The sequence below is a fragment of the Erwinia sp. 009765445 genome (genome assembly GCF_058137865.1).
Genome location: NZ_JBYUWC010000001.1, coordinates 257,408 through 281,566, shown reverse-complemented (window position 1 = coordinate 281,566; position 24,159 = coordinate 257,408). Strand labels below are relative to the sequence as shown.

The following is a 24,159-nucleotide window of genomic DNA, read 5'->3' as shown; positions in this document are numbered from 1 at the left end:
GGGCGGTAAGCGCTGCAAAGATTGTCAGAAAGCGCGCAGAGGTATACTGTTAGCGGACTCACTTTTTTGTCACCCGTGGCGGGTTTATCGCCGCAACAGCTGCTAATCCGAGGTTGTTTTGTCCAGTTATTCTCCAAGCCTTCGCCCACGACGCCTGCGTCAGACCCCATCTTTCCGCTCAATGTTTCAGGAAACTTCCCTCAGCATTAACGACCTTGCACTGCCGATCTTTGTTGAGGAAGGGCTGGATGAGTACAAAGCGATTCAGGCGATGCCTGGCGTGATGCGTATTCCGGAAAGGCGCCTGGCGTATGAAATTGAGCGCATTGCTAAAGCGGGTATCCGCTCGGTAATGACTTTTGGTATCTCTCACCATACCGATGCGGATGGCAGCGATACCTGGCAGGAGAACGGTCTGGTGTCCCGCATGTCCCGTATCTGCAAAGATACCGTGCCGGAAATGATCGTGATGTCGGATACCTGCTTCTGCGAATACACCACTCACGGCCATTGCGGTGTGCTGCATGACCACGGTGTGGATAATGACGCCACGCTGGCTAACCTGGGTAAACAGGCCGTTGCTGCTGCCCGCGCGGGGGCGGATTTCATTGCGCCTTCTGCGGCAATGGATGGTCAGGTTGCCGCTATCCGCCATGCGCTGGATGAGGCCGGATTTACCGATACCGCCATCATGTCTTACTCCACCAAATTTGCCTCTTCCTTCTACGGCCCGTTCCGTGAAGCAGCCGGAACGTCGCTGAAGGGCGATCGCAAAACCTACCAGATGAACCCGATGAACCGTCGCGAAGCGATTCGTGAATCACTGATCGATCAGGCTGAAGGTGCAGATGCGCTGATGGTGAAACCGGCGGGTGCTTATCTGGATATTATCCGCGACGTGCGTGAGCGCACCGAGCTGCCGCTGGCGGCTTATCAGGTAAGCGGTGAGTACGCGATGATCAAGTTTGCCGCACAGGCTGGCGCGATCAATGAGCAGGACGTGGTGCTGGAAAGTCTGGGGGCGATCAAACGTGCTGGTGCGGATCTGATCTTCAGCTACTTTGCGCTGGACCTCGCTGAGAAGAAACTGCTGTAATCAGACGGGGTGAATAGATTCGCTCGCCTGCAGGCGAGGGAGACACGGTTTGCCGGGGCGGAATTTATTCCGCCCTTTTACTGTCCGGCACTCCTCGCGCTATGGAACTTATTCCACCACTTCTGAAATCCACTTCACCGACTTGAGGTTGGTAAAATTCGCCACGTCACCCACGATCTCATCAACGTGGCCTTCCATGCCTTTTTTCAGATCGTCAACGGAACGGCAAACCAGGTGGCAGGCGGCAATATAGGGTGCCTGAGTGCCTTCCGGTGTGGCAATGATTTTGTCGATGGAATACGACAGCAGGAAATCACCCATTCTCTCTTTGATCAACGGCAGATGCACATCGCGATAATAGTCGTGGTCAAATTCACCGTTTTCAGTGTTCGGGTACAGCACGCTGTATTTAATCAAAACTTCACCTCTGTGGTTACATCCGGCGCGCCTTCCGCACCGGCAGCTACCATTATAGCGAGGATGCCAGAGAGTCAATTAACGCTCTGAGCCACTGCTGAGCGGCTGAGTTGTCATTGCGCCGGTGCCAGATCAGATCGAAGGGGATCACCGGCAGCTCCAGTGGCGGTGTGTAAAGCCGCAATTTATCTCTGGCGGGACAGTTCATCGCCACACGCTCCATTACCGTGGCGGCCATATCCGTGGTGGCGACCACTTCCGGTGCCACGAACATCTGCGGCAGCACCAGCGCGCGGGTTCGTTGCAATCCCTGCCGCGCCAGAGCCTGATCCACCACGCCGTAACCATCTCCTTCCGGTGACACCAGGATATGCTTCAGCGTCAGAAAGCTGTTGATGTCCATTTCCCTTTTCGCCGCCGGGTGATCGTGACGCAGCAGGGTAACAAACCGATCCTGTAACAGCGGGCGAGACAGTATCCGGCTGTTCTGAGCACTGGGCGGGACGCCAATTGCAGTATCAATTTTTCCGGCATCCAGCAGATCGATCACGCTGTCGCGGTTTGCCACTGCCAGTACCTGTAGCGTAACGCCCGGAGCCTGCTGCTCCAGCGCTTTGCTCAGCGACGGCAGCAGCACATAAGCCGCATAGTCAGACAGCCCCAGGCGGAAGGTCTGGCTCACCGTGTCGGGCGCAAAGGCGGGGCGGGTAATCAGCGCTGACTCCAGCTGCTGCAATGCACTGGCCACCGGTCCGGCAAGTTCATTCGCCCGGGCAGTGGGATGTAACCCTTCAGCGCCACGCTGGAACAGGGGATCGCCAAACAACGTGCGCAAGCGTGCCAGAGCCGCACTCATTGCAGGCTGACTGACGCCCACCCGACTGGCAGCACGTGTGACATTTCGCTCGTTGAACAGCGCGTTGAAAGCCACCAGCAGATTCAGGTCGATACCGTGAAAATTCATAAATTGTATAATCGTCTATACCGGTTATTTGTTGGATTGATAATAAGCGGCGGCTTACTATCAGGCAATCACTTACCCAATGGAGTTGAATAATGAGCCATTCTGATACCGACCGCCTGCTGGCCGAGCGTATTGCCGTGGAAACGGTGTACCGCGCTTTTAATGATAAAAATCCCGATCTGCTGGACAAGGCCGTCAGCGCCGACTGGCAGGATATCCCGCTGGCACCGGGGCAGGGACCGGGTGCAGCCGGGTTCAAGCCGATCCTCCTGGGTTTTATTGAGGCGCTGCCGGATGTGAATATTGAAATCCACGAGATGATCCAGCTACCGGGCCGTATTGCCGTGCGTGCGGAAATCACCGGCACGCATCTGGGCAACTTTATGGGCATTGCCGCCACCGGGAAAAAGGTCAGCTTCGCCATTCATGAGTTCCATCATCTGGATAAAGGGCGGATTACCACCACCTGGCATCTGGAAGACTGGTTCGGGCTGTTCCGCCAGCTGGAGCAGTTCCCGGCAGGCTGAACCCGGAAATAAGGCCGGGTAATTGTTGCTGCTGAAGCCTCAGGATCACTTCACCACCGGGAAATCGGCAAAGCGCGTGGTCCAGGCCGGAGACAGCATCTCACGCTTCATCGCCCAGGATTTCTGGATGCCCTGGCCGGCAAACCAGACGGTGCCCCGGCCGGAGCTGTTCAGCCGATCAACGACCTGCATCAGCGCGGCACTGTCTGGCCGCGGCTGGTGCTCACCAAACAGCGCTAACTGCGCCACGCCCTGGCTGAAGAAATCACTCAGCATCACCCCGGCTTTCATATAGCGATGGCCGTCAATCCAGATGCGATCCAGCGCTTCGGTCGCCACGCGGATAATATCCCGTGTATCGTTGGAAGGGGTCAGCAGCTGGCCCGAGGACTGGTTGCCATAGAAGATCTCATCCTGGGCATGCGGGCTGGTACGGACAAACACGCTGATAAAGCGGCAGAATTGCTTCTCCTCCCGCAGTTTCTCGGCGGCGCGTTCGGCGTAGGCACAGATTGCCTGATGCATATCGCCATATTCCGTGATGCGGCTGCCAAAGGAGCGGCTGCAGATAATCTGCTGTTTGGTCGGGGAAAACTCTTCCAGCGCCAGGCAGGGTTCTCCGCGCAGCTCACGGGATGTTCTTTCCAGCACCACATTGAAGTGCTTGCGAACCACCCAGCTGGAGCATTCGGCCAGATGCAGGGCGGTTTCAATTCCCATCAGGTTCAGTTTCTTACTGATACGCCGCCCGACGCCCCAAACCTCGCTGACCGGCACCAGCGCCAGCAGTTTGCGCTGGCGATCGACACTGGACAGATCGACCACGCCGCCCGTTTTTTTCCAGGTTTTTGCCGCATGGTTGGCCAGCTTGGCCAGCGTTTTGGTGGGCGCGATGCCAACCCCGACGGTCAGACCGGTTTCTTTGAGCAACCGCTGGCGGATTTCGCGGCCAAATACTTCGAGATTGACGCACTTGCCGACGCCCGTCAGGTCGAGAAAGGCTTCATCAATCGAGTAGATCTCCGCTTTGGGAGCCATCTCTTCAAGGATAGTCATCACCCGCAGGCTCATGTCGGCATACAGCGCGTAGTTGGAGCTGAACACCTGCACCTTGTGGCGGCGGAGTTCATCCTTCAGTTGGAAGTACGGGCCTGCCATTTTGATGCCAAGCAGTTTGGCCTCGACAGATCGCGAGATGATACAGCCATCATTATTGGAAACCACCACCACCGGTTTACCCTGCAGATCGGGGCGAAACACCGTTTCGCAGGAGGTGTAAAAGCTGTTGACGTCCACCAGGGCAAACATACTTATTTATTTGATTTAAGGGTAAAAGTGACCACGCCAAAAATCTCCAGGGCTTCGTCACTGTGAAACAAGATGGGGGAGTAGCTGCTGTTACGTGGTCTCAGCTGCAGCGACGGACGGGTGCATAACTCCTTTACCGTAAACTCTCCATCGATGGCGGCAATCACAATATCGCCATGTTCCGCCGTCAGCGAGCGGTCAACCACCAGCAGATCGCCGTCACCAATTCCTGCCTCAATCATCGAATCGCCGCTGACCTTCACAAAGTAGGTGGCGCTCGGATGTCTGATCATCAATTTGTTCAGATCCAGCCGCTCTTCGACATAGTCCTGCGCCGGGCTGGGAAAGCCGCACGGTACACGTTCGATAAACAACGGCAGCGGCAGAAGTTTATTCAGGGTGGAAGGGGAAATGAACTGCATAATCGTTTCTCTTGAATAACTGTGTTTATATACAGTATCGTCAGTCAGCGGTGACGATCAAGAGTCTTGCCGGAATATTCCGGAAAGCGTTTGAAGTGGTGAGGAATTTAGACTGCGGGTTTCTTAAAAAATCATCCTGACCGCTGCCTGAAATCCTGCATTTTATTCGGAGCAGGCCGTAATTAATCAGGAAGTTTGGCCTGCTAATGAAACGACCGGGAATTTTGCCTGGTAAGCGTTGCGGTGGGCGCGCCAGCATGCTCCGGCGCGCAATAGCGATCAGATAAAGAAGCCGCTGAGTTCGCGGGCGATGACCTGCGGCTGCTCTTCAGGCAGGAAGTGTCCGCAATGCGGCACCAGCACACCCGCGACATCTTCAGCGAAAGGGCGCAGCGGTGTGGCCATATCGGCGATCGAACCCTGTTCAGCACTGATGGCGAGGATCGGCATGGCCAGTTTTCCTTTCTTCACCAGTTCCCGGTTTTGCGAGGCGGAAAGGGCTGCCGCACGGTAATAAGCCAGTCCTGCACGCAAGCCGCCGTTCAGCATCAGGATCCGCAGATACTCAGCCATATCTTCTGCGGAGAAGACATCCGGACAGGCGGTTTTTCTCTTCAGGAACCAGTCGAGATAGACAAGCTCTTTGCCAGCAATCAGCGCCTCCGGCAGATCCGGAATGGCATGGAAGGCAAAGTGCCAGGTTTTCCAGGCTTTATCTGGCGTGACGGGAAGGGCATCCGGTAGCGTGACGCCCGGAATACCGGCATCCAGCAGCACCAGCTTTCTGACTTCACTGCCATAGAGTGAGGCATAGGGCCAGGCAACCCAGGCCCCGACGTCATGGGCGGCCAGAAAATAGCGGCTGACGCTGAGCTGTGCCAGCAGGCCATGCACTTTCGCTGCCAGCGACTTCGTATCATAGCCGCTTTCAGGGCGATCGGAATCCCCCTGGCCCGGTAGGTCGGGCGCGATAATACGATAAGTGGGTGCCAGCTGCTGCATCACGCTGCGCCAGGCGTACCAGCTCTGCGGAAAGCCTGCCAGCAGTACCACGGTTTCGCCGTCCGGGTTTCCGCCCGTCACGTAATGCATTCTGATGCCGTCAACAGTGGCGTAACGGTGTTCGAAACCGGTCAGCGTCCGGTCCTGATGTGTGGCAGGCCCGGCTTCAGCCCGACGGGGAGAGAGGGGGGCAATAGCTTCTTTTTTTGATGACATGACAGGATCTCAGTAGTGGATTTCAGTTATTGATGACTCAATATTATTTAGGAAATTATTATTTCCTAAATTGGCGGTTTTTTATCACTGCCAGCACTATTTCTGTGTGCTGGCTGAATTTTCACGGCTTCAGAATGGTTTTTTCCGCTGGCCTGGTTTGCTCTCAGTCCAGCAGTTTCAGGGCCAGACGGAGGGTCTCTTCCCGGTCAGTGACGTTCTGAATTTTACCCACTACCCGCAGGCCAAAAGTGAGACACAGCAGTACCCCTGCCGCCGCTTCAACGTTCAGGTTGACAGATACTGAGCCATCTTCCTGTCCACGGGTCAGCAGTGAGATCAGGAACTTTTTATTGCGCATCACCGCGCGCTGAACCAGATCGGCCAGCTCAGCATCCAGCACCTGCAGTTCCGTTGCGCTGCCCGTCACCAGACAGCCGCGCCTGCCTTCCAGATCCTGAGCCGACTCCAGATAAAACCGCAGCAGTTCTGCCAGCTTTTCGCGTCCTGTGGCGTATTTTTCCAGGCGTTGTTGCAGGTCGGCGTTTCTCACTGAGGTATAGCGCTCAAAGACCTGCAGAAACAGCGTGCGTTTATCCTTGAACGCCTTATAGATACTGCCCGCCGTCAGATTCATGGCCCCACTGAGATCGGCGACGGAGGCGGCATGAAATCCCTTTTGGCGGAAAACCAGCATGGCATTGTCCAGCGCCAGCTCAGTATCAAACTCTCGTGGCCTGCCGCGTTCTTTGTTTGCGCTGCGGGGAAGGGAAGATGTGCTCATGGTTTCTCAATGAATAAGGAAATTACCGTTTCCAAAATGCCACGACAGCATGAAAAAGGGAAGAGAATATTGGCGCGTTTCAGGGGGCCGGCCTGAGTAGTAAGGGGGGCGCAGGAGAGACAGGATCTGAACGGGCAGGCTGCAAAGACCAGTGAATCAGGGTTAAGGACGACTTTGGTCCAGCTTTCATCATTTTGCCTCTTTCTGTGAGTCATCAGGGAGGAGCGGGAAGAAGGGAAAAAAATATCCTTTACCTCACCAGTCATGACATCCAGAAATATAAGGATAGCCAGGACTTACCCTCTGCTAATAAATTTCGGCAGAGAGCAGTTGACCATTAGCAGGGAACTGGCTGCGTCACTGATATGACAAACTTCACAAATGTGCCAGGCTTAAAGCACTGTGAATAATCATAAGGAAAAACAAGATGTCAGTTGAAAATAAAAAAAGTCTTCTTTCTGTCGATTATCCCGCTCCTCCGTTTGCCGAACAGCCGCAGCCTGTTCCAGGTCTCGCCAGTAAAATGATCCCGATTCCCGATCATGGTGAAAAATCGTATCGCGGTTCCGGCCGCTTGCAGGGGCGGAAGGCGTTGATCACCGGGGGCGACTCCGGTATTGGCCGTGCGGTGGCGATTGCCTATGCCCGTGAGGGGGCAGATGTTGCGATCGGTTACCTGCCTGAAGAAGAGGCCGATGCCGCAGAAGTGATCGCACTGATTGAGGCGGAAGGGTGCAAAGCCATTGCCCTTCCCGGCGATATCCGCGACGAAGCCTTTTGCCAGCAACTGGTAAAAGAGGCTGCCACTAAACTTGGCGGACTGGATATTCTGGTCAATAACGCTGGTCGTCAGCAATTTAATGAATCCATCCGCACTTTAAGTACGGAAGATTTCGATGCGACTTTTAAAACCAATGTTTATGCAATGTTCTGGATAACCAAAGCCGCTGTGGATTATCTGCCGCGTGGCGCAGCCATTATTAATACCAGCTCAGTTCAGGCTTACGATCCGAGTGATATTCTGCTGGACTATGCCCAGACCAAAGCCAGCATCGTCGCGTTTACCAAATCACTGGCGAAGCAGTTGGGTAAAGAGGGAATTCGGGTTAATGCCGTTGCCCCAGGCCCCTACTGGACGCCACTACAGTCCAGCGGCGGTCAGCCACAGGAAAAAGTGAAGCAGTTTGGTGCCTCAGCGCCGCTTGGTCGTCCGGGACAGCCCGCTGAAATTGCTCCGCTGTATGTGACCATGGCCTCGACGGAAAGCAGCTATACCTCTGGCCAGGTCTGGTGCTCTGATGGTGGTACAGGAACGCTCTGACAGCCGTTGCCAAAAACGAGACCGGTAGAGCATTATCTTCCGCTGAAGGGATAGGGTGGCTCGAAACCTGTGTAACCGGGGCAACGTCGAAATTTTTGATTTGTGCCTCGCAGGCTATCTTCGCCCATCGGCCAAAAAAAAGCCCCCATGCGGAGGCTGAATAATTCGTTGCAGTGGAAAATCACTAAATGGTTAGTCAGCTATCTTTCTGAAAAGTTCAACGAATTCCCGTTCAGTTTTTCTTGTGGAACATCTGGCTGGCGGTATCGCTGATTGCCTGGAGGGCTCCCCGGTCGCCTTTCGCCATGGAACTCATAAAGGCTTTAGCCTGGCTGAAGGTTATATGGGGTGGCAGGGGAGCCACTTCCGGATCGGTTTTCACTTCCAGTACCACCGGACGGTCTGCCTGTAACGCCCGTCGCCAGGCATCGGCCAGCGCTTCAGGAGTATCGACAAGGATGCCCTGCAGGCCCAGCGATTCGGCAAACTGCGCATAGTGCACGTCGGGGAGCTGCTGGGTGGCCTCAAATCGCTCATTTCCTTCCATCACCCGCTGCTCCCAGGTCACCTGATTGAGATCCTGGTTATTGAACACACAGACAATCAGGCGGGGATCGGCCCACTGCTGCCAGTATTTCTGGATGGTGATTAGCTCGGCCATATTATTCATCTGCATTGCACCATCACCCACCAGAGCGATAACCGGCTTGTCAGGATTGGCGAACTTCGCAGCGATGGCATAAGGCACTGCTGCACCCATACAGGCAAGGCCGCCGGAGAGAGTGGCGCGCTGGCCCTGTTTGACCCGATAATCACGGGCAAACCAGTTGGCGCAGGAGCCGGAATCTGAGGTGACAATCGCATCATCAGGCAGTTGAGGCGACATTTCCCACACCACGCGCTGTGGATTAACCGGATTAGCCGGGGTCATTGCGCGCTCTTCCATTAAAATCCACCAGTCACGGATCTGCACCGCTATCTCTTCCTGCCAGTGACGATCCTGCTTCTGTTCCAGCAGCGGCAGCAGGGCACGCAACGTTTCCGCCGCATCACCGTGCAGGGCAACTTCGCAAGGGTAGCGCAGGTTAAGCATTGCGGGGTCGATATCAATCTGAACGGCTCGCGCCTGGCCTTCCGGCGGCAGGAATTCGGTCCACGGGAAACCGCTGCCAATCATCAGCAGCGTGTCGCAGTTCTGCATCAGTTCCCAGGAAGGTTTGGTTCCCAGCAGCCCGATGGCACCCGTGACGAAGGGGGCATCGTCGGGCAGCACATCTTTGCCCAGCAGCGCCTTGGCGACGCCGGCCGCCAGCAGATTAGCGGCCTGTACTACCTCCACCGCCGCGTTACGGGCACCGGAACCAATCAGAATAGCCACTTTCTTACCGGCATTAAGTACGGTGGCGGCGCGCTGCAAATCGACCTCGTAAGGCACCACTTTTGGTCGTTGATAGCCGGGGCCGGAGTGGGTATAGCCATGCAGATGCTTCGGTGGCTGCCACTCTTCATCCTGAATATCTTTGGGAATAATCAGCACTGCCACGCCGTTTTGGGCAATAGCCAGACGTACACCACGATCGATCAGATGGCGAATTTGTGCCGGAGCCGCCACTTCCTGCACAAAGTTCGCCACGTCGGCAAAGACCCGATCGAGATTCATTTCCTGCTGATAGCTGGCCCCGCGCGCGGTACTTTCTGCCTGGCCGGCTATCGCCAGCACCGGCGCGTGATCCATTTTGGCATCGTACAGGCCGGTCAACAGATGGGTCGCTCCCGGCCCGCCGGTGGACAGACAGACCCCAGGCTCACCGGTAAATTTGGCATGACCTGCTGCCATAAAGGCTGCCATCTCTTCGTGACGCACCTGTATAAATTCAATGCCATCACCTGCTTTATTGGCGCGTTGGATCGCCCCCAGTACGCCATTGATGCCATCGCCGGGATAGCCGTAAATCCGCGTCACGCCCCACTCTTTCAGACGCTGCACAAAAAAATCGCTGGTTTTGCTGCTCATTGTCATCAATCCCTCTTGTGTCGGTCTGAGACCTTAAAGGATAGATGACGCTGAAGGTCGGTGCTGAAACGGGCCGGAGCCGCAGGGCTTATCCGGCGAATTTTTTCGCCCCGGCAACGCAGAGGACAGCAGCCAGACTCACCGCCAGCATCATCCAGCTGACGGTTTCATGCAGCAACAGGGCGGCCAGTCCCAGTGCCATAAAGGGCTGAAACAGCTGGAGCTGGCCCACGGCAGCAATGCCCCCCAGCGCCAGCCCGCGGTACCAGAAGATAAAACCAATCAGCATGCTGAACACCGAGACATAGGCAAAGCCGATCCACGCAGGAGTGCTGACTTTGTTGAAAGAAACAGGTAGCGTCAGCAGGGCAAGAGGAAGCATCACCGGCAGTGACAGCACCAGTGCCCAACTGATCACCTGCCAGCCGCCAAGACTGCGGGAGAGCCGGGCACCTTCGGCATAGCCCAGCCCGCAGACAATTACCGAGACCAGCATGTACAGATCCCCAATGGAAGAGCCGGAGGTTTCGCTGAACAGGGCATAACCGGCCACCACCGTGCTGCCCGCCAGTGAGAACAGCCAGAAAGCCGGACGGGGCCGCTCGCCACCGCGCAGCACGGCGAAAATGGCGGTACACAACGGTAGCAGGCCGATAAACACGATGGAGTGGGCAGAGGAAACATGCTGTAAAGCCAGTGAGGTCAGCAGCGGGAAGCCCACCACCACGCCCAGAGCAGTCACCAACAGCGGCAACACTGTTTCTCTGCCCGGCAGGCGTTGTCGCAGCGCGATCAGCAGGATCGCTGCCAGCAGCGCCGCCACGCTGGCTCTGGCACAGGTCAGAAACGTCGGGTTGAGATCGCTGACCGCCGCCCGGGTGGCTGGTAGCGAACCGGCAAAAATAGTGATACCCAAAAAACCGTTGATCCAGCCACTGGTTGTACTCTTCATTCTTCTCTCCTGTTTACCTGACACCAGTAAAGCATTGAGCCGCAGCGGCAGACCAGCTACAGTGCAGTACAATTTAAAGAAACTGTATTGCTATAAAAGGCAGTACACTTCGGGAGAAAGTGGATGGTTCAGCCTCTGACCCGTATTGATGCCGTAATGGCAGAAGTCCGCACTAAAATCGCCGGTCGCACTTATCTGCCCGGAACGCGGTTGCCATCCGTCCGTGCGCAGGCCCGTACGCTGCAGGTATCTGTTTCCACCGTAGTGGAAGCCTATGAGAGGCTGGCGGCGGAGAATGCCATCATCGCCAGGCCTGGTGCGGGTTTCTTTGTTACCGGCCCGGTTGCCCCGCTGGCACTGGCACGGCTCGGCCCACAGCTTGACCGGGATATCGATCCTTTATGGGTCTCCCGGCAGTCACTGGACAGTGAACCCGGCAGCCTCAAACCGGGCTGTGGCTGGCTGCCTTCATCATGGATGTATGAAGAGGGGATCCGGCGGGCATTGCGCAGCGTGGCGAGAACTGCGGGCGCGACCCTGACCGACTATGCCACCCCGGCAGGCCATCCCGGACTGCGTCAGTTTTTGCTGCGCAGGCTGGCGGTAGCGGGAGTGGAAACTTCCGCACCGCAGATGATGCTGACTGAATCGGGGACGCAGGCCATCGATCTGATTTGCCGCTTTCTGCTGGAGCCGGGTGATACGGTGTTGGTGGACGATCCCTGCTACTTTAACTTCCACGCTCTGCTGAAGGCGCACCGGGTGAACGTGGTGGGCGTGCCTTACACTCCCAGCGGGCCGGACACCGACGCTTTTGCCTCTGCGCTGCAGGAGCATTCGCCACGGATGTATATCACCAATTCCGGCATTCATAATCCAACCGGGGCCGTGCTCTCGCCGGTGACTGCTCACCGCGTGCTGAAGCTGGCAGAAACCTCAAACCTGGTGATTGTTGAAGATGATATCTTTGCCGATTTTGAGGTCAGCCCCGCGCCAAGGCTGGCCGCCTTTGACGGCCTGTTGCGCGTGATCCAGATTGGCAGCTTTTCCAAAACGGTCTCCGCCTCTTTGCGCTGTGGTTACATTGCCGCCCGGGCTGACTGGATTGAAAGCCTGATCGATCTCAAAATCGCTACCAGCTTTGCGGGAGGAGGGCTGGCCGCTGAGCTGCTGCTGGCTGCGCTGACCGACAGTGGCTACCGGCGACATATGGAGTCGGTGCGGGTCAGGCTGGCACAGGCGAGAGCGCGAACAGCTCAGCAGCTTGCGCAAATCGGCATAACTCCGTGGCTGCTTCCCTCCTCAGGCATGTTTCTGTGGTGTCGTTTACCGCAGGGGGCCGATGCGGTCAGCGTGTCCCGCCACTGTCTGCAAAACGGCGTGGTACTGGCTCCGGGTAACTCCTTCAGCCAGTCGCAGAGCGCCGGAGATTTCCTGCGCTTTAACGTCTCGCAGTCTGAGAATGCACGAATATTTTCCGTGCTGGCCAGCGCCCTGATGTAAACTGTTCTCATTTAACTACCCGGGCCCGATGTGAATACTTCAACCGTCTCTTCCAGCCGCAAGCGTCACGATCTGTATGGCGAGCGTTTTCGCGCCCGCCAGCATGAGCTTTCACCCCGCCTGTTTAGCGTTGCGCAGTATATCGATCGGCATCGGGGGGAAGTGCTGCATAAAACGGCGATTGAAATTGCGGCTGACACCCAGACTTCCGATGCCACGGTGATCCGGGCTATTCAGGCTCTGGGGTTTTCCGGGCTGCGGGATCTGAAAAATGTGCTGGCGGCGTGGCTGGATGAAACGCTCAGCACCTCGGCGAGAATGGCCACGACGGTCAGCGCGCTGACGGCGGACAGCAACTCCAGCATTGATTTCGTGCTGAAAAGCTATCTTATCAGCTGCGAGATGCTGGCCTCTGACGCTAACCGTGAGGCGATTTCTCGCGCCACTGCTCTGCTTAAAGCGGCAAAGCGGGTGGCGGTTTTTGGGATCGGTGCCTCGTCACTGCTGGCAGATTACGCCGCCCGCTTGTTCAACCGAAACGGCACGCCCGCCTATGTGCTTAACCGTACCGGGGCGGCTTTGAGCGAACAGCTAATCGGTATGAATAAGGGCGATGTGCTGATCATGATGGCACAGCGCAGTGCGCACCGGGAAGGAACGACGACGGTTGAAGAGGCGCAGCGGCTTGGCATCAGCATTATTTTGCTGACCGGTACGCCGGACGCAGCGTTTGTTAACGTTGCTGACACGGTGATCCTGATCCCCCGCAGCGCCGAGGCGGAAAAAATCCCGGTGCATGGCACGCCGATGATTTGCCTGGAAATCCTTGTACTTGCCCTCGCCGCATCAGCGCCTGAACTGCCAGTGAAGAGTGTTAACCGGTTGTACGAACTGAGCAACTCCCTGACTAAACCGCGAAAAAATGGGTGCTGAGAACTCCGTCAGGAATCACTGGCAGAAATAAACGTTTCTCTGATTTGTTTTAATAACATTAAAACGTAACAGAAAATAATAACACCCTGACAGAATAATAATATTTTCATGACACCATTTTTAAAAAAAAGACGGCTTTATTTTTAAAATGGCTTTGTTATATTGTGCCCTGAAATAATAAAACCTCTTTCAGAGTGGTCAGAGAAAACCTGCAAACAATAAAATACCCGTGCCGGATTTCGCCCGGTCAACATTATCTGCAAGTTGAAAATGATGAAAAGGAGAAGTTATGTTAAGGATATTCACCGTTGCTTTACTGGTTCTGAGTGCCGCGCAGGGCAGCGCAGCAGCAACGACAACCCGCCCAGAGGTGGCTGACAATGTCCATGCATGGAGTGGGGAACAGGGGATTCAGGTCTGGACGCTGCGCTATGGTCATCCGGATGAACATAAAGCACTGGTACAGATAACGCAAATTGACCATGCCTGGAAGAATAAAATCCAGCTGATGGACGTGGATAAAAAAGGCAAGCGCCGGGATTATTCCGTCATGGTTGATGGCAAGAAATACGTTGCACTGATCATTACGGGTAATAACCGGGGTGAACTTTATCTTCCCGGTGAAGCAGAGAGTTATAACGTCTGTTTTAATAAAGAACTTTCTGAAGAAGGGAATGCACAATTTTTCCTGACGGATTATCTGCAACAGGAAAATAGACAGTAATTCAGTGCGCTTCATTTCCCACTCACTGATTTCATTATCTGCATGCTAAAGGGGGCTTTGGTCTGACGGCGTGTACTGCCCCTGGCAGTGATAGCTGTGGGTGGGCTCATTTGCTCTCATTTCCCTCAACAATATTGCTGAAATGTAAAAATTTAGTAAATGATGCGTTTAAGCGTCACCCCCACCTGAAGGTTTCAAAGGTCTGGCCGATACCTGTGCTGAATGGAGGAACCGGCAGGAAACCCGGGAGAGTCAGAATGATAATAAAAGTTCAGACCCATGAGTTGCGAACCGGGATGTACGTCCACAAGCTGGAGGTTTTCTGGCTGAAAGATCCCCTGGTTCATAACGCTATGTTGCTTACTACCCAGCAACAAATTAACAGCATCGTGGAAAACGACATTAAAGAAGTCTGGATCGACCTGGATAAAGGGCGCGGGCTGGAACTCGTGGCAGCACTGGATGAACCTGAGCTGCCTGGAGTGGCCGCAGAATCGGGCGGTATGTATCAGGAGATTGAGCAGGCCCAGGCAATTTGTCTGAATGCCAAAGGGCAGGTGATGGATATGTTCAGCGATGCACGGCTGGGCAGAACCATCGACACGGTCAGCGCGCTGCCGCTGGTGGATGAAATCGGCGGATCGATCAGCCGCCATCCGGCGGCACTGCTAAGCGTGGTGCGCCTGAAAACGCACGATGACTATACCTACCTGCACTCTGTGGCGATTTGCGCGCTGATGGTTTCGCTGGCGCGTCAGTTGGCGCTGGACGAGGAGCAGATCCGCCGCGCCGGGACTACCGGGCTGCTGCATGACGTGGGCAAAGCGGGGATCTCGCTGGCAATCCTCAATAAGCCCGGCAAGCTGACCGGCCCGGAGTTTGAAGTCATGAAACAGCATCCGGTGCCTGGAGAGGCGCTGCTGAGGAAAAGTGGAGCCAGGGAAGATCTGCTGGACGTGGCGCTGCATCATCATGAAAAAATGAATGGCAGCGGCTATCCGCATGGTCTGAAGGGCAAAGAGATTTCGCTGCTGGCGCGGATGGCTGCGGTCTGCGACGTGTATGATGCGGTTACTTCCAACCGGCCGTATAAGGCGGGCTGGAATCCGGCCAACGCCATGCACCAGATGGCCAGCTCGGAAGGGCACTTTGACCGCAAAATCTTCTATGCCTTTGTAAAGGCGGTGGGGATCTATCCGGTCGGCTCGGTCGTGCGTCTGGCATCGGGACGGGTGGCTGTGGTGGCAGAACCTGGCGTGGGGTCACTGTTGCAGCCTAAAGTCTGTGTCTTTTATTCGCTGGTAACCAATCAGTCTCTCTGTCCGGAGATTGTTGACCTGGCAGACCGCTACTGCTGGGACAGCATTGCCGGTCCCGAAGAGTCAGCGTGCTGGAGTGGAGTCAACGTCGATTCTCTGTGGATGAAGCCAGTCGCCTGAGGTTTTTTGCAAGGGCGCAACGTCCCGCATCCCTGACTTCTGGTTTTTCTGTATTTTCCAGTAGTTGTCAGATGTCTTTCATCTTTTTCCTGTATCTTTCTCTGCCGTTATTTGCCACTCTTAACAATCCCGCAACAGACTGCTGTGGCTGCTGGTCTGGCAGAGCCCGGATCAGCGACTATACTGAAAGCTGAAGTTGTTGCGTACCGGGCAATAAGGGGAGTCCGGCAGCACCTGCCGTGCAGTGCTGACAGGGAAAAAACAGAACCAGTAATCTGATGATATCTGACACCATAAGTCCCGCCAGTCTCCCCCCCATGCCCGCGCAATTTGGGCCGCAGCAACAGCCTGATGAACGTATCGCTATGACACATCTAATCAGGAGGAATACTGTGAATACCCAGAACGAGTCCGTGCCCCCCTTATCTCCGACTGGTCGCTATGCTCTCTTTTTCGACGTTGATGGTACCCTGGCGGCGATTCAGTCGCGACCGGATGAAGTCTTTATTCCGGAAAAGACCCTCGGCAATTTACAGCGGCTGGTGGAGCTGAGTGACGGTGCCGTGGCACTGGTTTCCGGCCGCCCGATAAGCGAGCTGGATGAGCTGGTCTCGCCGTTGCACCTTCCTCTGGCTGGCGTCCATGGTGCAGAACGCCGTGATGCTGCTGATCAGATTGAACGCCTCTCACTGCCGGAGAATGTGGCTGAGTCGCTCTCTTCGCTGCTGAGCGAGGCGATGGCCGCCCTGCCGGATACGCAGCTGGAAACGAAAGGCATGGCCTTTGCGCTGCACTATCGCCGCGCGGAACACTTTCAGCAGGACGTTCTGGCGCTGGCTGAATCAGCGATCGAACGCTTCCCGATGCTGACGCTGCAACCCGGCAAATGCGTGGTGGAAATTAAACCGAAAGGTGTCAATAAAGGGGCGGCCATTGCCGCATTTATGCAGCAGGCTCCCTTTACCGGCAGAACGCCGGTTTTTCTTGGTGATGATTTGACCGATGAAGCAGCATTTAAAGCGGTCAATGCCATGGAGGGTATCACAGTCAAAGTGGGAGAGGGCCAGACTGACGCAGTGTATCGCCTGCGGGATGTTGACGCTGTTTACCACTGGCTGGAACAAACGCTATTACAATTAGATCAAGACTAAAAATCTAAGGTCGAGGAGTCAAAGGTTATGAGTCGTTTAGTAGTCGTATCTAACCGCATCGCTGTACCCGATGGATCGAAAGCCAGCGCAGGCGGTCTCACCGTTGGTATCATGGACGCGCTGAAAACCACCGGAGGATTGTGGTTTGGCTGGAACGGCGAAATCAATGAAATCGGCGAGGATGACGAAGAGATGAACCTGTTCGAACAGGACAGCGTCACCTACGCCTCTTTTGGGCTGAACCAGAACGATTACGATCTTTATTACCTGCAATTTTCCAATGCCGTAATCTGGCCTGCGTTTCACTACCGGCTGGATCTGGTCAATTTCCAGCGGGAAGCCTGGGAAGGGTACTGCAGCGTCAATAAAATGCTGGCGAAACGCCTGCTGCCACTGCTTGAACCGGATGATATTCTGTGGATCCATGACTATCATCTGCTGCCGTTCGCCGCCGAGCTGCGCGAGCTGGGCGTCAATAACCGCATTGGTTTCTTCCTGCATATTCCGTTCCCGACCCCGGAAATCTTTAACGCACTGCCACCGCACAGTGAGCTGCTGGAGATGCTGTGTGATTACGATCTGCTGGGCTTCCAGACGGAAAACGACCGTACCGCCTTCCTGGAATGCCTGTCGCTGCTGACGCTGGTGCAGACCAAAGGAAAACAACACACCGCCTTTGGCAACCACTTCACCACTGAGGTTTACCCCATCGGGATAGAGCCGGACAGCATTAAAGAGATGGCGGAAGGCCCGCTGCCACCGAAGATGGCGGCGATGAAGAAAGATCTCGGGGATGCCAAGAACATTATTGCCTGCGAGCGGCTGGATTATTCCAAAGGGCTGCCGGAGCGTTTTCTGGCTTATGAAGAGCTGCTGGAAAACTATCCGGAGCATCGCGGGAAGATTCGCTATTCTCAGATTGCTCCAACTTCCCGTGGGGATGTGCAGGCCTATCAGGATATCCGCCACCAGCTGGAGACCGAAGCCGGACGAATTAACGGCAAATACGGCACGCTGGGCTGGACGCCGCTCTATTACCTGAACCAGCACTTTGATCGCCGCCTGCTGATGAAAATTTTCCGCCTGACGGACATCGGTCTGGTGACGCCCCTGCGCGACGGCATGAACCTGGTGGCGAAGGAGTATATTGCCGCTCAGAACCCTAAGGACCCGGGCGTACTGGTGCTATCACGTTTTGCCGGGGCAGCCAATGAACTGACTTCAGCGCTGATTGTGAACCCTTACGATCGTGGCGAAGTGGCTGCAGCATTGAATCAGGCGGCAACCATGCCGCTGAATGAACGTATTTCACGGTATAACGACATGATGGCAGTGCTGCGCAGAAACGATATTACCCACTGGCGCAAAACCTACCTGAAGGATTTGCAGGCGATACCGGCCCGCAGCAAGGAGCAGGGGGAGGCCAACAAAGTTGCCACCTATCCGCGACTAGCATAATGCATGCCAGCTAAAAAAAGGGCGATCTCAGATCGCCTTTTTTATTTGACTTTAGGAATCCTGGGAAGACAAAAAGAGCGATATAAGGGCCAGTTAAAAGAAAAAATGGTAAAAATGCGCCTTTTTACTCAAGAATCAGCACGCCGTGCCGATACTAACCCTGCAGGGGCAAAACCTGTGTGAAAACATTCACATCACTAATGTAATCGTCAGTTACATCTCCTGGCATGCTCTAAACACAAGCTTGGCGCGGCTTACAAAAGACAAACACTTCCTGATAAAAACCTGCGTTATGTCACATTTCACCGATCGTATTGCCTAACGATAGTCACATTCTGTGATTACTTTTCACACGTATCATAACTGCAATATACAGAATTTAATGCTGTATATTTTTGTAAATTCGGATACTTACTCTAATTTTGATCTAAATCACGTCACCGTTCCGTTTAATCTGCGTAAAAAGAATCGTTTTCATTTGAAAATGTATGCTGAAGGTTAAAAATTAACATAAAGTGCCCAATTTGGTTAGTTAGTGAACTAATCAACAGCTTTCCTGAAGGGTTTTTTTGTCAAATTTGCCCTAAAAGTGTGATCTGTATCACACTTTATCTAAAATTTGTCCTGGCTCTCGTTGTATCCAAAAATTAGAGCAGATAAAGTTGCGTTGTTTTCGGAATAGTCCTAAAACGGGAGCCGAAACAGGAAAGGATGATGTCAGGGAAGAGGAGATACTCAGGAGCAGTAACTGGCAAAATGAGTTAATGACTACTTTCTGTTAGGCCACCATTTTGGTAGCCATCAGCTTCGCAAACGTTTGGCTTCTGCCACTAAATTTTTTGCCATCTTTAGATTTACCAACCAGCAACCAAGGTAGCGGCGCAATCCGCAAACGTTTATGTAGCGTCAGTCAGGATGGATAAAAAATGGGTACATCAGAATTACTCAAACATATTTACGACATCAACTTGTCATATTTATTGCTTGCACAACGTCTAATTAACCAGGAAAAAGCTTCTGCTATGTTCCGTCTGGGTATCGACGAAGCGATGGCTGATGCGCTGTCTCAGTTAACCTTACCTGAAATGGTAAAACTGGCCGAAACCAATCAGCTGGTTTGTCAGTTCCGCTTTAACGATCACAATACGATTACCCGCTTAACGCAGGAATCCCGCGTGGACGATTTACAGCAAATCCACACCGGCATTCTGTTATCAAGCCGTTTATTACGCAACGTGTCGGAGAAAGCCGACGAGTTGCCGAAAAAGAGGGCGAGTTAATGAGCGAGAAAAGTATTGTTCAGGAAGCACGTGATATACAGCTGGCGATGGAGTTAATTTCGCTGGGTGCACGTCTGCAAATGTTAGAAAGCGAAACGCAACTGAGCCGCGGCCGTTTAATTAAACTTTACAAAGAACTGCGCGGCAGTCCGCCACCAAAAGGCATGCTGCCATTTTCTACCGACTGGTTTATGACATGGGAGCAGAATATTCATGCTTCAATGTTCTGTAATGCCTGGCAGTTTTTACTCAAAAGCGGGCTGAGTAAGGGCGTGGAGGCTGTGATCAAGGCCTATCGCCTGTACCTTGAGCAGTGCCCGCAACAGGACGAAGGCCCGCTGTTGGCGCTGACCCGTGCCTGGACCTTAGTCCGGTTTGTTGAGAGTGGAATGCTCGAACTGTCCGACTGCAAATGCTGCGGTGGCAGCTTTATTAACCACGCGCATCAGCCTGTTGGCAGTTTTGTCTGCAGCCTGTGCCAGCCGCCATCACGAGCGGTAAAAAGACGTAAACTTCTCCCGGAATCTGCCGATAACATTTCACAACTGCTGGATGAACAGGTTAAACAAGCCGTTTAATTAAGTTCGCCACGTGGAATGAATCCAGCAGCGGTAATTTAACCGCTGCTTTTTTTTTGCCCACGCAGGCCAACTAACCTGACGCAATCTGGTCATCTTCCACCCACACGTCAGCAGACGTAAGGATTTATTGTGTTAATTATTTTGGGGTACATCCTGGTTCTCGGGTCGGTGTTGGGCGGCTATGCAATGGTAGGCGGCCATATGGGGGCGCTTTATCAGCCCTCCGAACTGCTGATAATTGGTGGGGCAGGTATTGGCGCATTTATTGTGGGGAATAGTGGTAAAGCAATTAAAGCCACCATGAAATCCCTACCGCTGTTAATGCGTGGTGCTAAATATAATAAATCTGTCTATATGGATCTGATGGCTCTGCTGTATCGCCTGATGGCGAAATCCCGTCAGCAGGGCATGTTATCGCTGGAAGGCGATATTGAAAGCCCAAAAGAGAGTGAAATTTTCGCTAATTACCCGCGCATTCTTGCCGATAGTAGATTAGTGGACTTTATTACCGACTATTTGCGTCTGATGGTCAGCGGCAATATGAACGCCTTTGAGATCGAAGCGCTGATGGACGAGGAAATTGAAACTTACGAGCATGAGTGCGAAGTGCCGGCAACGGCGCTGCAAACGGTAGGGGACTCCCTTCCGGCATTCGGTATCGTCGCGGCGGTAATGGGGGTGGTGCATACGCTGGCTGCTGCTGACCGTCCTGCGGCAGAACTGGGTGCTTCGGTGGCGCATGCGATGGTGGGGACATTCCTCGGGATCCTGCTGGCGTACGGTTTTATTTCACCTCTGAGCGGTGTTCTGCGGCAGAAATGTGCGGAAACCACCAAGATGATGCAGTGCATCAAAGTAACGTTGCTCTCAAGTCTGAATGGTTATGCGCCGCAAATCGCCGTTGAGTTTGGCCGTAAGACACTCTACTCAACAGACCGACCGTCGTTTACCGAACTGGAGGAGCACGTCCGTAACGCCAAATCACCAGCGAAACAGACTTCGGATCAAGACGCATGAAGCATAACAATCACCCCATTATTCTGGTTAAGAAAAAGAAGCACAAAGGCCATGAAGGTGGGCATGGGTCATGGAAGATTGCTTATGCCGACTTCATGACTGCATTGATGGCGTTCTTCATGGTGATGTGGCTGATTTCAATCTCCACACCGGCGGAGCGGGTGAGCATTGCTGAGTATTTTAAAACACCGTTGAGAGTGGCTCTGACCGGAGGCACCCGCAGCAGTGAGAGCGTGAGCGTAATCCCTGGCGGTGGCGAAGACCCAACCCAGAAGAAAGGTGAAGTGCAAAAAGTTGTCGATATGGACGCGCAGAAACGCAAGCTGGATGACATTCGGCTGAACCGCCTGCGCGAAAAGCTGGATCAGCTGATTGAAGCCGATCCCCGACTGAAGGCGCTGCGTCCGCACTTGATCATCAACATGGTGGAAGAAGGACTGCGCATTCAGATTATCGACAGCCAGAACCGGCCGATGTTTAAGACCGGCAGTGCAGAGGTGGAACCGTACATGCGGGACATTCTGCGGGCTATTGCGCCGATCCTTAACGATATTCCGAACAAAATCAGCCTGGCGGGACACACGGATGATTTCCAGTATGCCAACGGTGACCGTGGATACAGCAACTGGGAATTGTCAACCGATCGTGCCAACGCCTCACGCCGTGAGCTGGTAACGGGCGGGCTGGATAGCGGCAAGATGCTGCGGGTTCTCGGCATGGCTGACACCATGAAGTTGAAAAACCGCGGCGCGAATGATGCCGTTAACCGCCGGATCAGCCTGCTGGTGTTGAACCATGACACCGAAATGCAGATTGAGAAGGAAAACTCGGAGAGTGACGCCGTGCAGCTAAGCGGCGACGATCCGGCGAGCCTTAAAGAGATAGCGGCACCGGCGATACCGTCCGGTGCCAACAATAACCCAGCCCCTCAACCACCAAAGGCTGGGACGGCAGGTACTCAGGACGTTCCGGGGGCATTCTCCTCAGGACGGCCAGACGCGCCAGCTGCCCAGACCGGTCGCGACTCACAGCAGAGGTGATACCGTGAGCATGGATATCAGCGATTTTTATCAGACGTTTTTCGATGAGGCCGATGAGTTACTGGCCGACATGGAACAACACCTGCTGGGGTTAGACCCGCAGGAACCAGATGCGGAGCAGATGAACGCTATCTTCCGCGCGGCCCACTCGATCAAAGGCGGGGCGGGTACTTTTGGTTTCACTGTTTTACAGGAAACCACGCACATTCTGGAAAACATCCTCGACGGTGCCCGCCGCGGTGAAATGCAGCTGAGCACCGATATCATCAACCTGTTTTTGGAAACCAAAGATATTATGCAGGAACAGCTGGATGCCTATAAAACCGCCACGGAACCGAATGCCGCGACGTTTGAATACATCTGTCAGGCCCTGCGCCAGCTGGCTCTGGAAGCCAGGGGTGAAGTGATTGCTCCACCAAAAACGCTGGCTGCTGAGCAACCCGCCGCGCCTGAAGTGGCTGCGGGTGGCCTGCGCCTGGCGCTGGTTGACCTGAAGGCAACGGAAATTCCGCTGATGCTGGAAGAGCTGGGGAACCTGGGCACGGTTTCTGATGTGGTAAAAGGGGAAACCTCCGTTGAGGTGACGCTGGACTCCTCTGTCAGCCCGGACGATATCGTGGCGGTGCTGTGCTTTGTCATTGAAGAGTCGCAGATTAAATTCCTCAATGCTGGCGCGGCTCCGGCGGCGGAAGAGGTTGCGAAAGCCGAAGTGGCAGCCACTCCTGAGCCTGAACTGGCTACGGTCACCGATATCACCCCGGCGGTGAAGCGTGAAGCCGTGAAAAAACCGGCGGCAGCCAAAGCCAGCGAATCTACCAGCATCCGCGTTGCGGTGGAAAAAGTTGACCAGCTGATCAACCTGGTCGGTGAGCTGGTGATCACCCAGTCGATGCTGGCTCAGCGTTCTGGCGAGCTGGACCCGGTGGCGCACGGCGATCTGCTGAACAGCATGGGACAGCTGGAGCGTAACGCCCGCGACCTGCAGGAATCGGTGATGTCAATTCGTATGATGCCGATGGAATACGTCTTCAGTCGCTTCCCTCGTCTGGTACGCGACCTTGCCAGCAAGCTCGGTAAAGAAGTGGAGCTGACGCTGCAGGGCAGCTCAACTGAACTCGACAAGAGCCTGATTGAACGCATCATGGACCCATTAACGCACCTGGTGCGTAACAGCCTGGATCACGGGATTGAATCCCCGGACAAACGTCTGGCTGCGGGCAAAGATGCGGTGGGCAACCTGACGCTTTCTGCGGAACATCAGGGCGGCAACATCTGCATCGAAGTGGTCGATGACGGTGCCGGTCTGAACCGCGAACGCATTCTGGCGAAGGCGCTCTCTTCTGGCTTGCCGGTCAGCGACGCCATGAGCGACGAAGAGGTCGGCATGCTGATCTTTGCCCCGGGCTTCTCCACAGCCGAGCAGGTGACAGACGTCTCCGGCCGTGGCGTGGGCATGGACGTGGTGAAACGTAACATCCAGGAGATGGGCGGCCACGTGGAAATTGCCTCTAAACAGGGCAAAGGCACCACCATCCGTATCCTGCTGCCGCTGACGCTGGCAATCCTCGACGGCATGTCAGTCCGCGTGGCTGATGAAGTGTTTATCCTGCCGCTGAACGCGGTGATGGAATCACTGCAGCCGCTGGCTGATGACCTGCATCCGCTGGCCGGAGGCGAGCGCGTGCTGGAAGTCCGTGGCGAATACCTGCCGCTGGTCGAGCTGTGGAATGTCTTTGATGTACAGGGTGCAAAAACCGAAGCCACTCAGGGCATCGTGGTGATCCTGCAGAGCGCGGGTAAACGTTATGCGCTGCTGGTTGACCAGCTGATTGGTCAGCACCAGGTGGTGGTAAAGAATCTGGAAAGCAACTATCGCAAAGTTCCGGGCATTTCGGCGGCGACCATCCTCGGTGATGGCAGCGTGGCGCTGATCGTCGATGTGTCGGCTCTGCAATCGCTCAACCGTGAAAAGCGTGTGGCCGGAGCCGCAGCCTGACTTTAACCGATTAAGGG

23 protein-coding genes are annotated in these 24,159 nt (G+C 54.7%); 15 read left to right on the top strand and 8 right to left on the bottom strand.

The annotated features are described in order from the left end of the window. Window positions 1–118 precede the first annotated feature (118 nt). On the top strand, window positions 119–1,096 hold the full coding sequence (gene hemB, locus AC3Y5R_RS01270; RefSeq protein ID WP_489919799.1) for a porphobilinogen synthase: 978 nt from the start codon (window positions 119–121) through the stop codon (window positions 1,094–1,096). 108 nt (window positions 1,097–1,204) lie between these two features. On the opposite strand, the gene AC3Y5R_RS01265 is transcribed toward hemB, so the two are convergent. Then, window positions 1,205–1,513, bottom strand: coding sequence for an EthD family reductase (locus tag AC3Y5R_RS01265; protein WP_158784781.1), 309 nt, complete (start codon window positions 1,511–1,513; stop codon window positions 1,205–1,207). Between the two features lie 52 nt (window positions 1,514–1,565). Beyond that, window positions 1,566–2,477 carry a LysR family transcriptional regulator gene (locus AC3Y5R_RS01260; RefSeq protein ID WP_489919798.1) on the bottom strand — a complete coding sequence of 304 codons (912 nt, stop codon included), beginning with the start codon at window positions 2,475–2,477 and terminating at the stop codon, window positions 1,566–1,568. A 92-nt stretch (window positions 2,478–2,569) separates the two neighbouring features. Here AC3Y5R_RS01260 and AC3Y5R_RS01255 point away from each other — a divergent pair, with 92 nt between their 5' ends. Continuing rightward, the gene (locus tag AC3Y5R_RS01255; protein ID WP_489919797.1) at window positions 2,570–3,004 is read left to right on the top strand and encodes an ester cyclase; all 435 of its coding nucleotides are present in this window, start codon (window positions 2,570–2,572) and stop codon (window positions 3,002–3,004) included. A 45-nt stretch (window positions 3,005–3,049) separates the two neighbouring features. Here the strand turns inward: AC3Y5R_RS01255 and umuC are convergent, their stop codons facing one another. The 4 genes from umuC to AC3Y5R_RS01235 all read right to left on the bottom strand — a co-directional run bounded on the left by umuC (window position 3,050) and on the right by AC3Y5R_RS01235 (window position 6,733). Beyond that, window positions 3,050–4,312 (bottom strand): translesion error-prone DNA polymerase V subunit UmuC, encoded by a 1,263-nt coding sequence (gene umuC, locus AC3Y5R_RS01250; protein ID WP_489919796.1) that lies wholly within the window; start codon window positions 4,310–4,312, stop codon window positions 3,050–3,052. Window positions 4,313–4,314: 2 nt separating this feature from the next. Beyond that, on the bottom strand, window positions 4,315–4,734 hold the full coding sequence (gene umuD, locus AC3Y5R_RS01245; protein ID WP_158784785.1) for a translesion error-prone DNA polymerase V autoproteolytic subunit: 420 nt from the start codon (window positions 4,732–4,734) through the stop codon (window positions 4,315–4,317). A 279-nt stretch (window positions 4,735–5,013) separates the two neighbouring features. Continuing rightward, complete coding sequence (locus tag AC3Y5R_RS01240) at window positions 5,014–5,826, bottom strand: alpha/beta fold hydrolase (protein WP_489919921.1); 813 nt, start codon at window positions 5,824–5,826, stop codon at window positions 5,014–5,016. Window positions 5,827–6,115: 289 nt separating this feature from the next. Further along, window positions 6,116–6,733, bottom strand: a complete 618-nt coding sequence (locus AC3Y5R_RS01235) for a TetR/AcrR family transcriptional regulator (RefSeq protein WP_489919795.1) — start codon at window positions 6,731–6,733, stop codon at window positions 6,116–6,118. 427 nt (window positions 6,734–7,160) lie between these two features. On the opposite strand from AC3Y5R_RS01235, the gene AC3Y5R_RS01230 reads away from it, so the two are divergent. After that, window positions 7,161–8,054, top strand: coding sequence for an SDR family oxidoreductase (locus tag AC3Y5R_RS01230; protein ID WP_489919794.1), 894 nt, complete (start codon window positions 7,161–7,163; stop codon window positions 8,052–8,054). Window positions 8,055–8,286: 232 nt separating this feature from the next. Here AC3Y5R_RS01230 and AC3Y5R_RS01225 read toward each other — a convergent pair whose 3' ends face one another. After that, window positions 8,287–10,068, bottom strand: a complete 1,782-nt coding sequence (locus tag AC3Y5R_RS01225; RefSeq protein WP_489919793.1) for a thiamine pyrophosphate-requiring protein — start codon at window positions 10,066–10,068, stop codon at window positions 8,287–8,289. 88 nt (window positions 10,069–10,156) lie between these two features. Beyond that, entirely contained in the window at window positions 10,157–11,047 is an 891-nt protein-coding gene (locus AC3Y5R_RS01220; RefSeq protein WP_489919920.1) for a DMT family transporter, read from the bottom strand. A gap of 96 nt (window positions 11,048–11,143) precedes the next feature. On the opposite strand from AC3Y5R_RS01220, the gene AC3Y5R_RS01215 reads away from it, so the two are divergent. The 12 genes from AC3Y5R_RS01215 (at window position 11,144) to cheA (ending at window position 24,142) form a co-directional block, all read left to right on the top strand. Then, window positions 11,144–12,523, top strand: a complete 1,380-nt coding sequence (locus tag AC3Y5R_RS01215; protein ID WP_489919792.1) for an aminotransferase-like domain-containing protein — start codon at window positions 11,144–11,146, stop codon at window positions 12,521–12,523. A 30-nt stretch (window positions 12,524–12,553) separates the two neighbouring features. Continuing rightward, window positions 12,554–13,456: a MurR/RpiR family transcriptional regulator gene (locus AC3Y5R_RS01210; RefSeq protein ID WP_489919791.1), complete on the top strand. Its 903-nt coding sequence runs from the start codon at window positions 12,554–12,556 to the stop codon at window positions 13,454–13,456. Between the two features lie 289 nt (window positions 13,457–13,745). Next, a complete protein-coding gene (locus AC3Y5R_RS01205) occupies window positions 13,746–14,180 on the top strand; it encodes a hypothetical protein (RefSeq protein ID WP_489919790.1) in 435 nt (144 codons plus the stop codon). Between the two features lie 257 nt (window positions 14,181–14,437). Next, window positions 14,438–15,619 carry an HD-GYP domain-containing protein gene (locus AC3Y5R_RS01200; protein WP_489919789.1) on the top strand — a complete coding sequence of 394 codons (1,182 nt, stop codon included), beginning with the start codon at window positions 14,438–14,440 and terminating at the stop codon, window positions 15,617–15,619. Window positions 15,620–15,984: 365 nt separating this feature from the next. Continuing rightward, complete coding sequence (otsB, locus tag AC3Y5R_RS01195) at window positions 15,985–16,770, top strand: trehalose-phosphatase (RefSeq protein ID WP_489919788.1); 786 nt, start codon at window positions 15,985–15,987, stop codon at window positions 16,768–16,770. Window positions 16,771–16,797: 27 nt separating this feature from the next. After that, complete coding sequence (gene otsA, locus AC3Y5R_RS01190; protein WP_489919787.1) at window positions 16,798–18,228, top strand: alpha,alpha-trehalose-phosphate synthase; 1,431 nt, start codon at window positions 16,798–16,800, stop codon at window positions 18,226–18,228. Window positions 18,229–18,231: 3 nt separating this feature from the next. Further along, window positions 18,232–18,411, top strand: a complete 180-nt coding sequence (locus AC3Y5R_RS01185) for a hypothetical protein (RefSeq protein WP_489919786.1) — start codon at window positions 18,232–18,234, stop codon at window positions 18,409–18,411. Window positions 18,412–19,154: 743 nt separating this feature from the next. Further along, on the top strand, window positions 19,155–19,508 hold the full coding sequence (gene flhD, locus AC3Y5R_RS01180) for a flagellar transcriptional regulator FlhD (RefSeq protein WP_158784797.1): 354 nt from the start codon (window positions 19,155–19,157) through the stop codon (window positions 19,506–19,508). After that, on the top strand, window positions 19,508–20,086 hold the full coding sequence (gene flhC / locus AC3Y5R_RS01175; RefSeq protein ID WP_158784798.1) for a flagellar transcriptional regulator FlhC: 579 nt from the start codon (window positions 19,508–19,510) through the stop codon (window positions 20,084–20,086). Before flhD ends, flhC begins: the two co-directional genes overlap by 1 nt. A gap of 132 nt (window positions 20,087–20,218) precedes the next feature. Next, window positions 20,219–21,106, top strand: a complete 888-nt coding sequence (gene motA / locus AC3Y5R_RS01170; protein WP_489919785.1) for a flagellar motor stator protein MotA — start codon at window positions 20,219–20,221, stop codon at window positions 21,104–21,106. Further along, the gene (motB, locus tag AC3Y5R_RS01165) at window positions 21,103–22,146 is read left to right on the top strand and encodes a flagellar motor protein MotB (protein WP_489919784.1); all 1,044 of its coding nucleotides are present in this window, start codon (window positions 21,103–21,105) and stop codon (window positions 22,144–22,146) included. Before motA ends, motB begins: the two co-directional genes overlap by 4 nt. Before the next feature lie 10 nt (window positions 22,147–22,156). Beyond that, window positions 22,157–24,142 carry a chemotaxis protein CheA gene (gene cheA / locus AC3Y5R_RS01160; RefSeq protein WP_489919919.1) on the top strand — a complete coding sequence of 662 codons (1,986 nt, stop codon included), beginning with the start codon at window positions 22,157–22,159 and terminating at the stop codon, window positions 24,140–24,142. The last annotated feature ends 17 nt before the right edge of the window (window positions 24,143–24,159 follow it).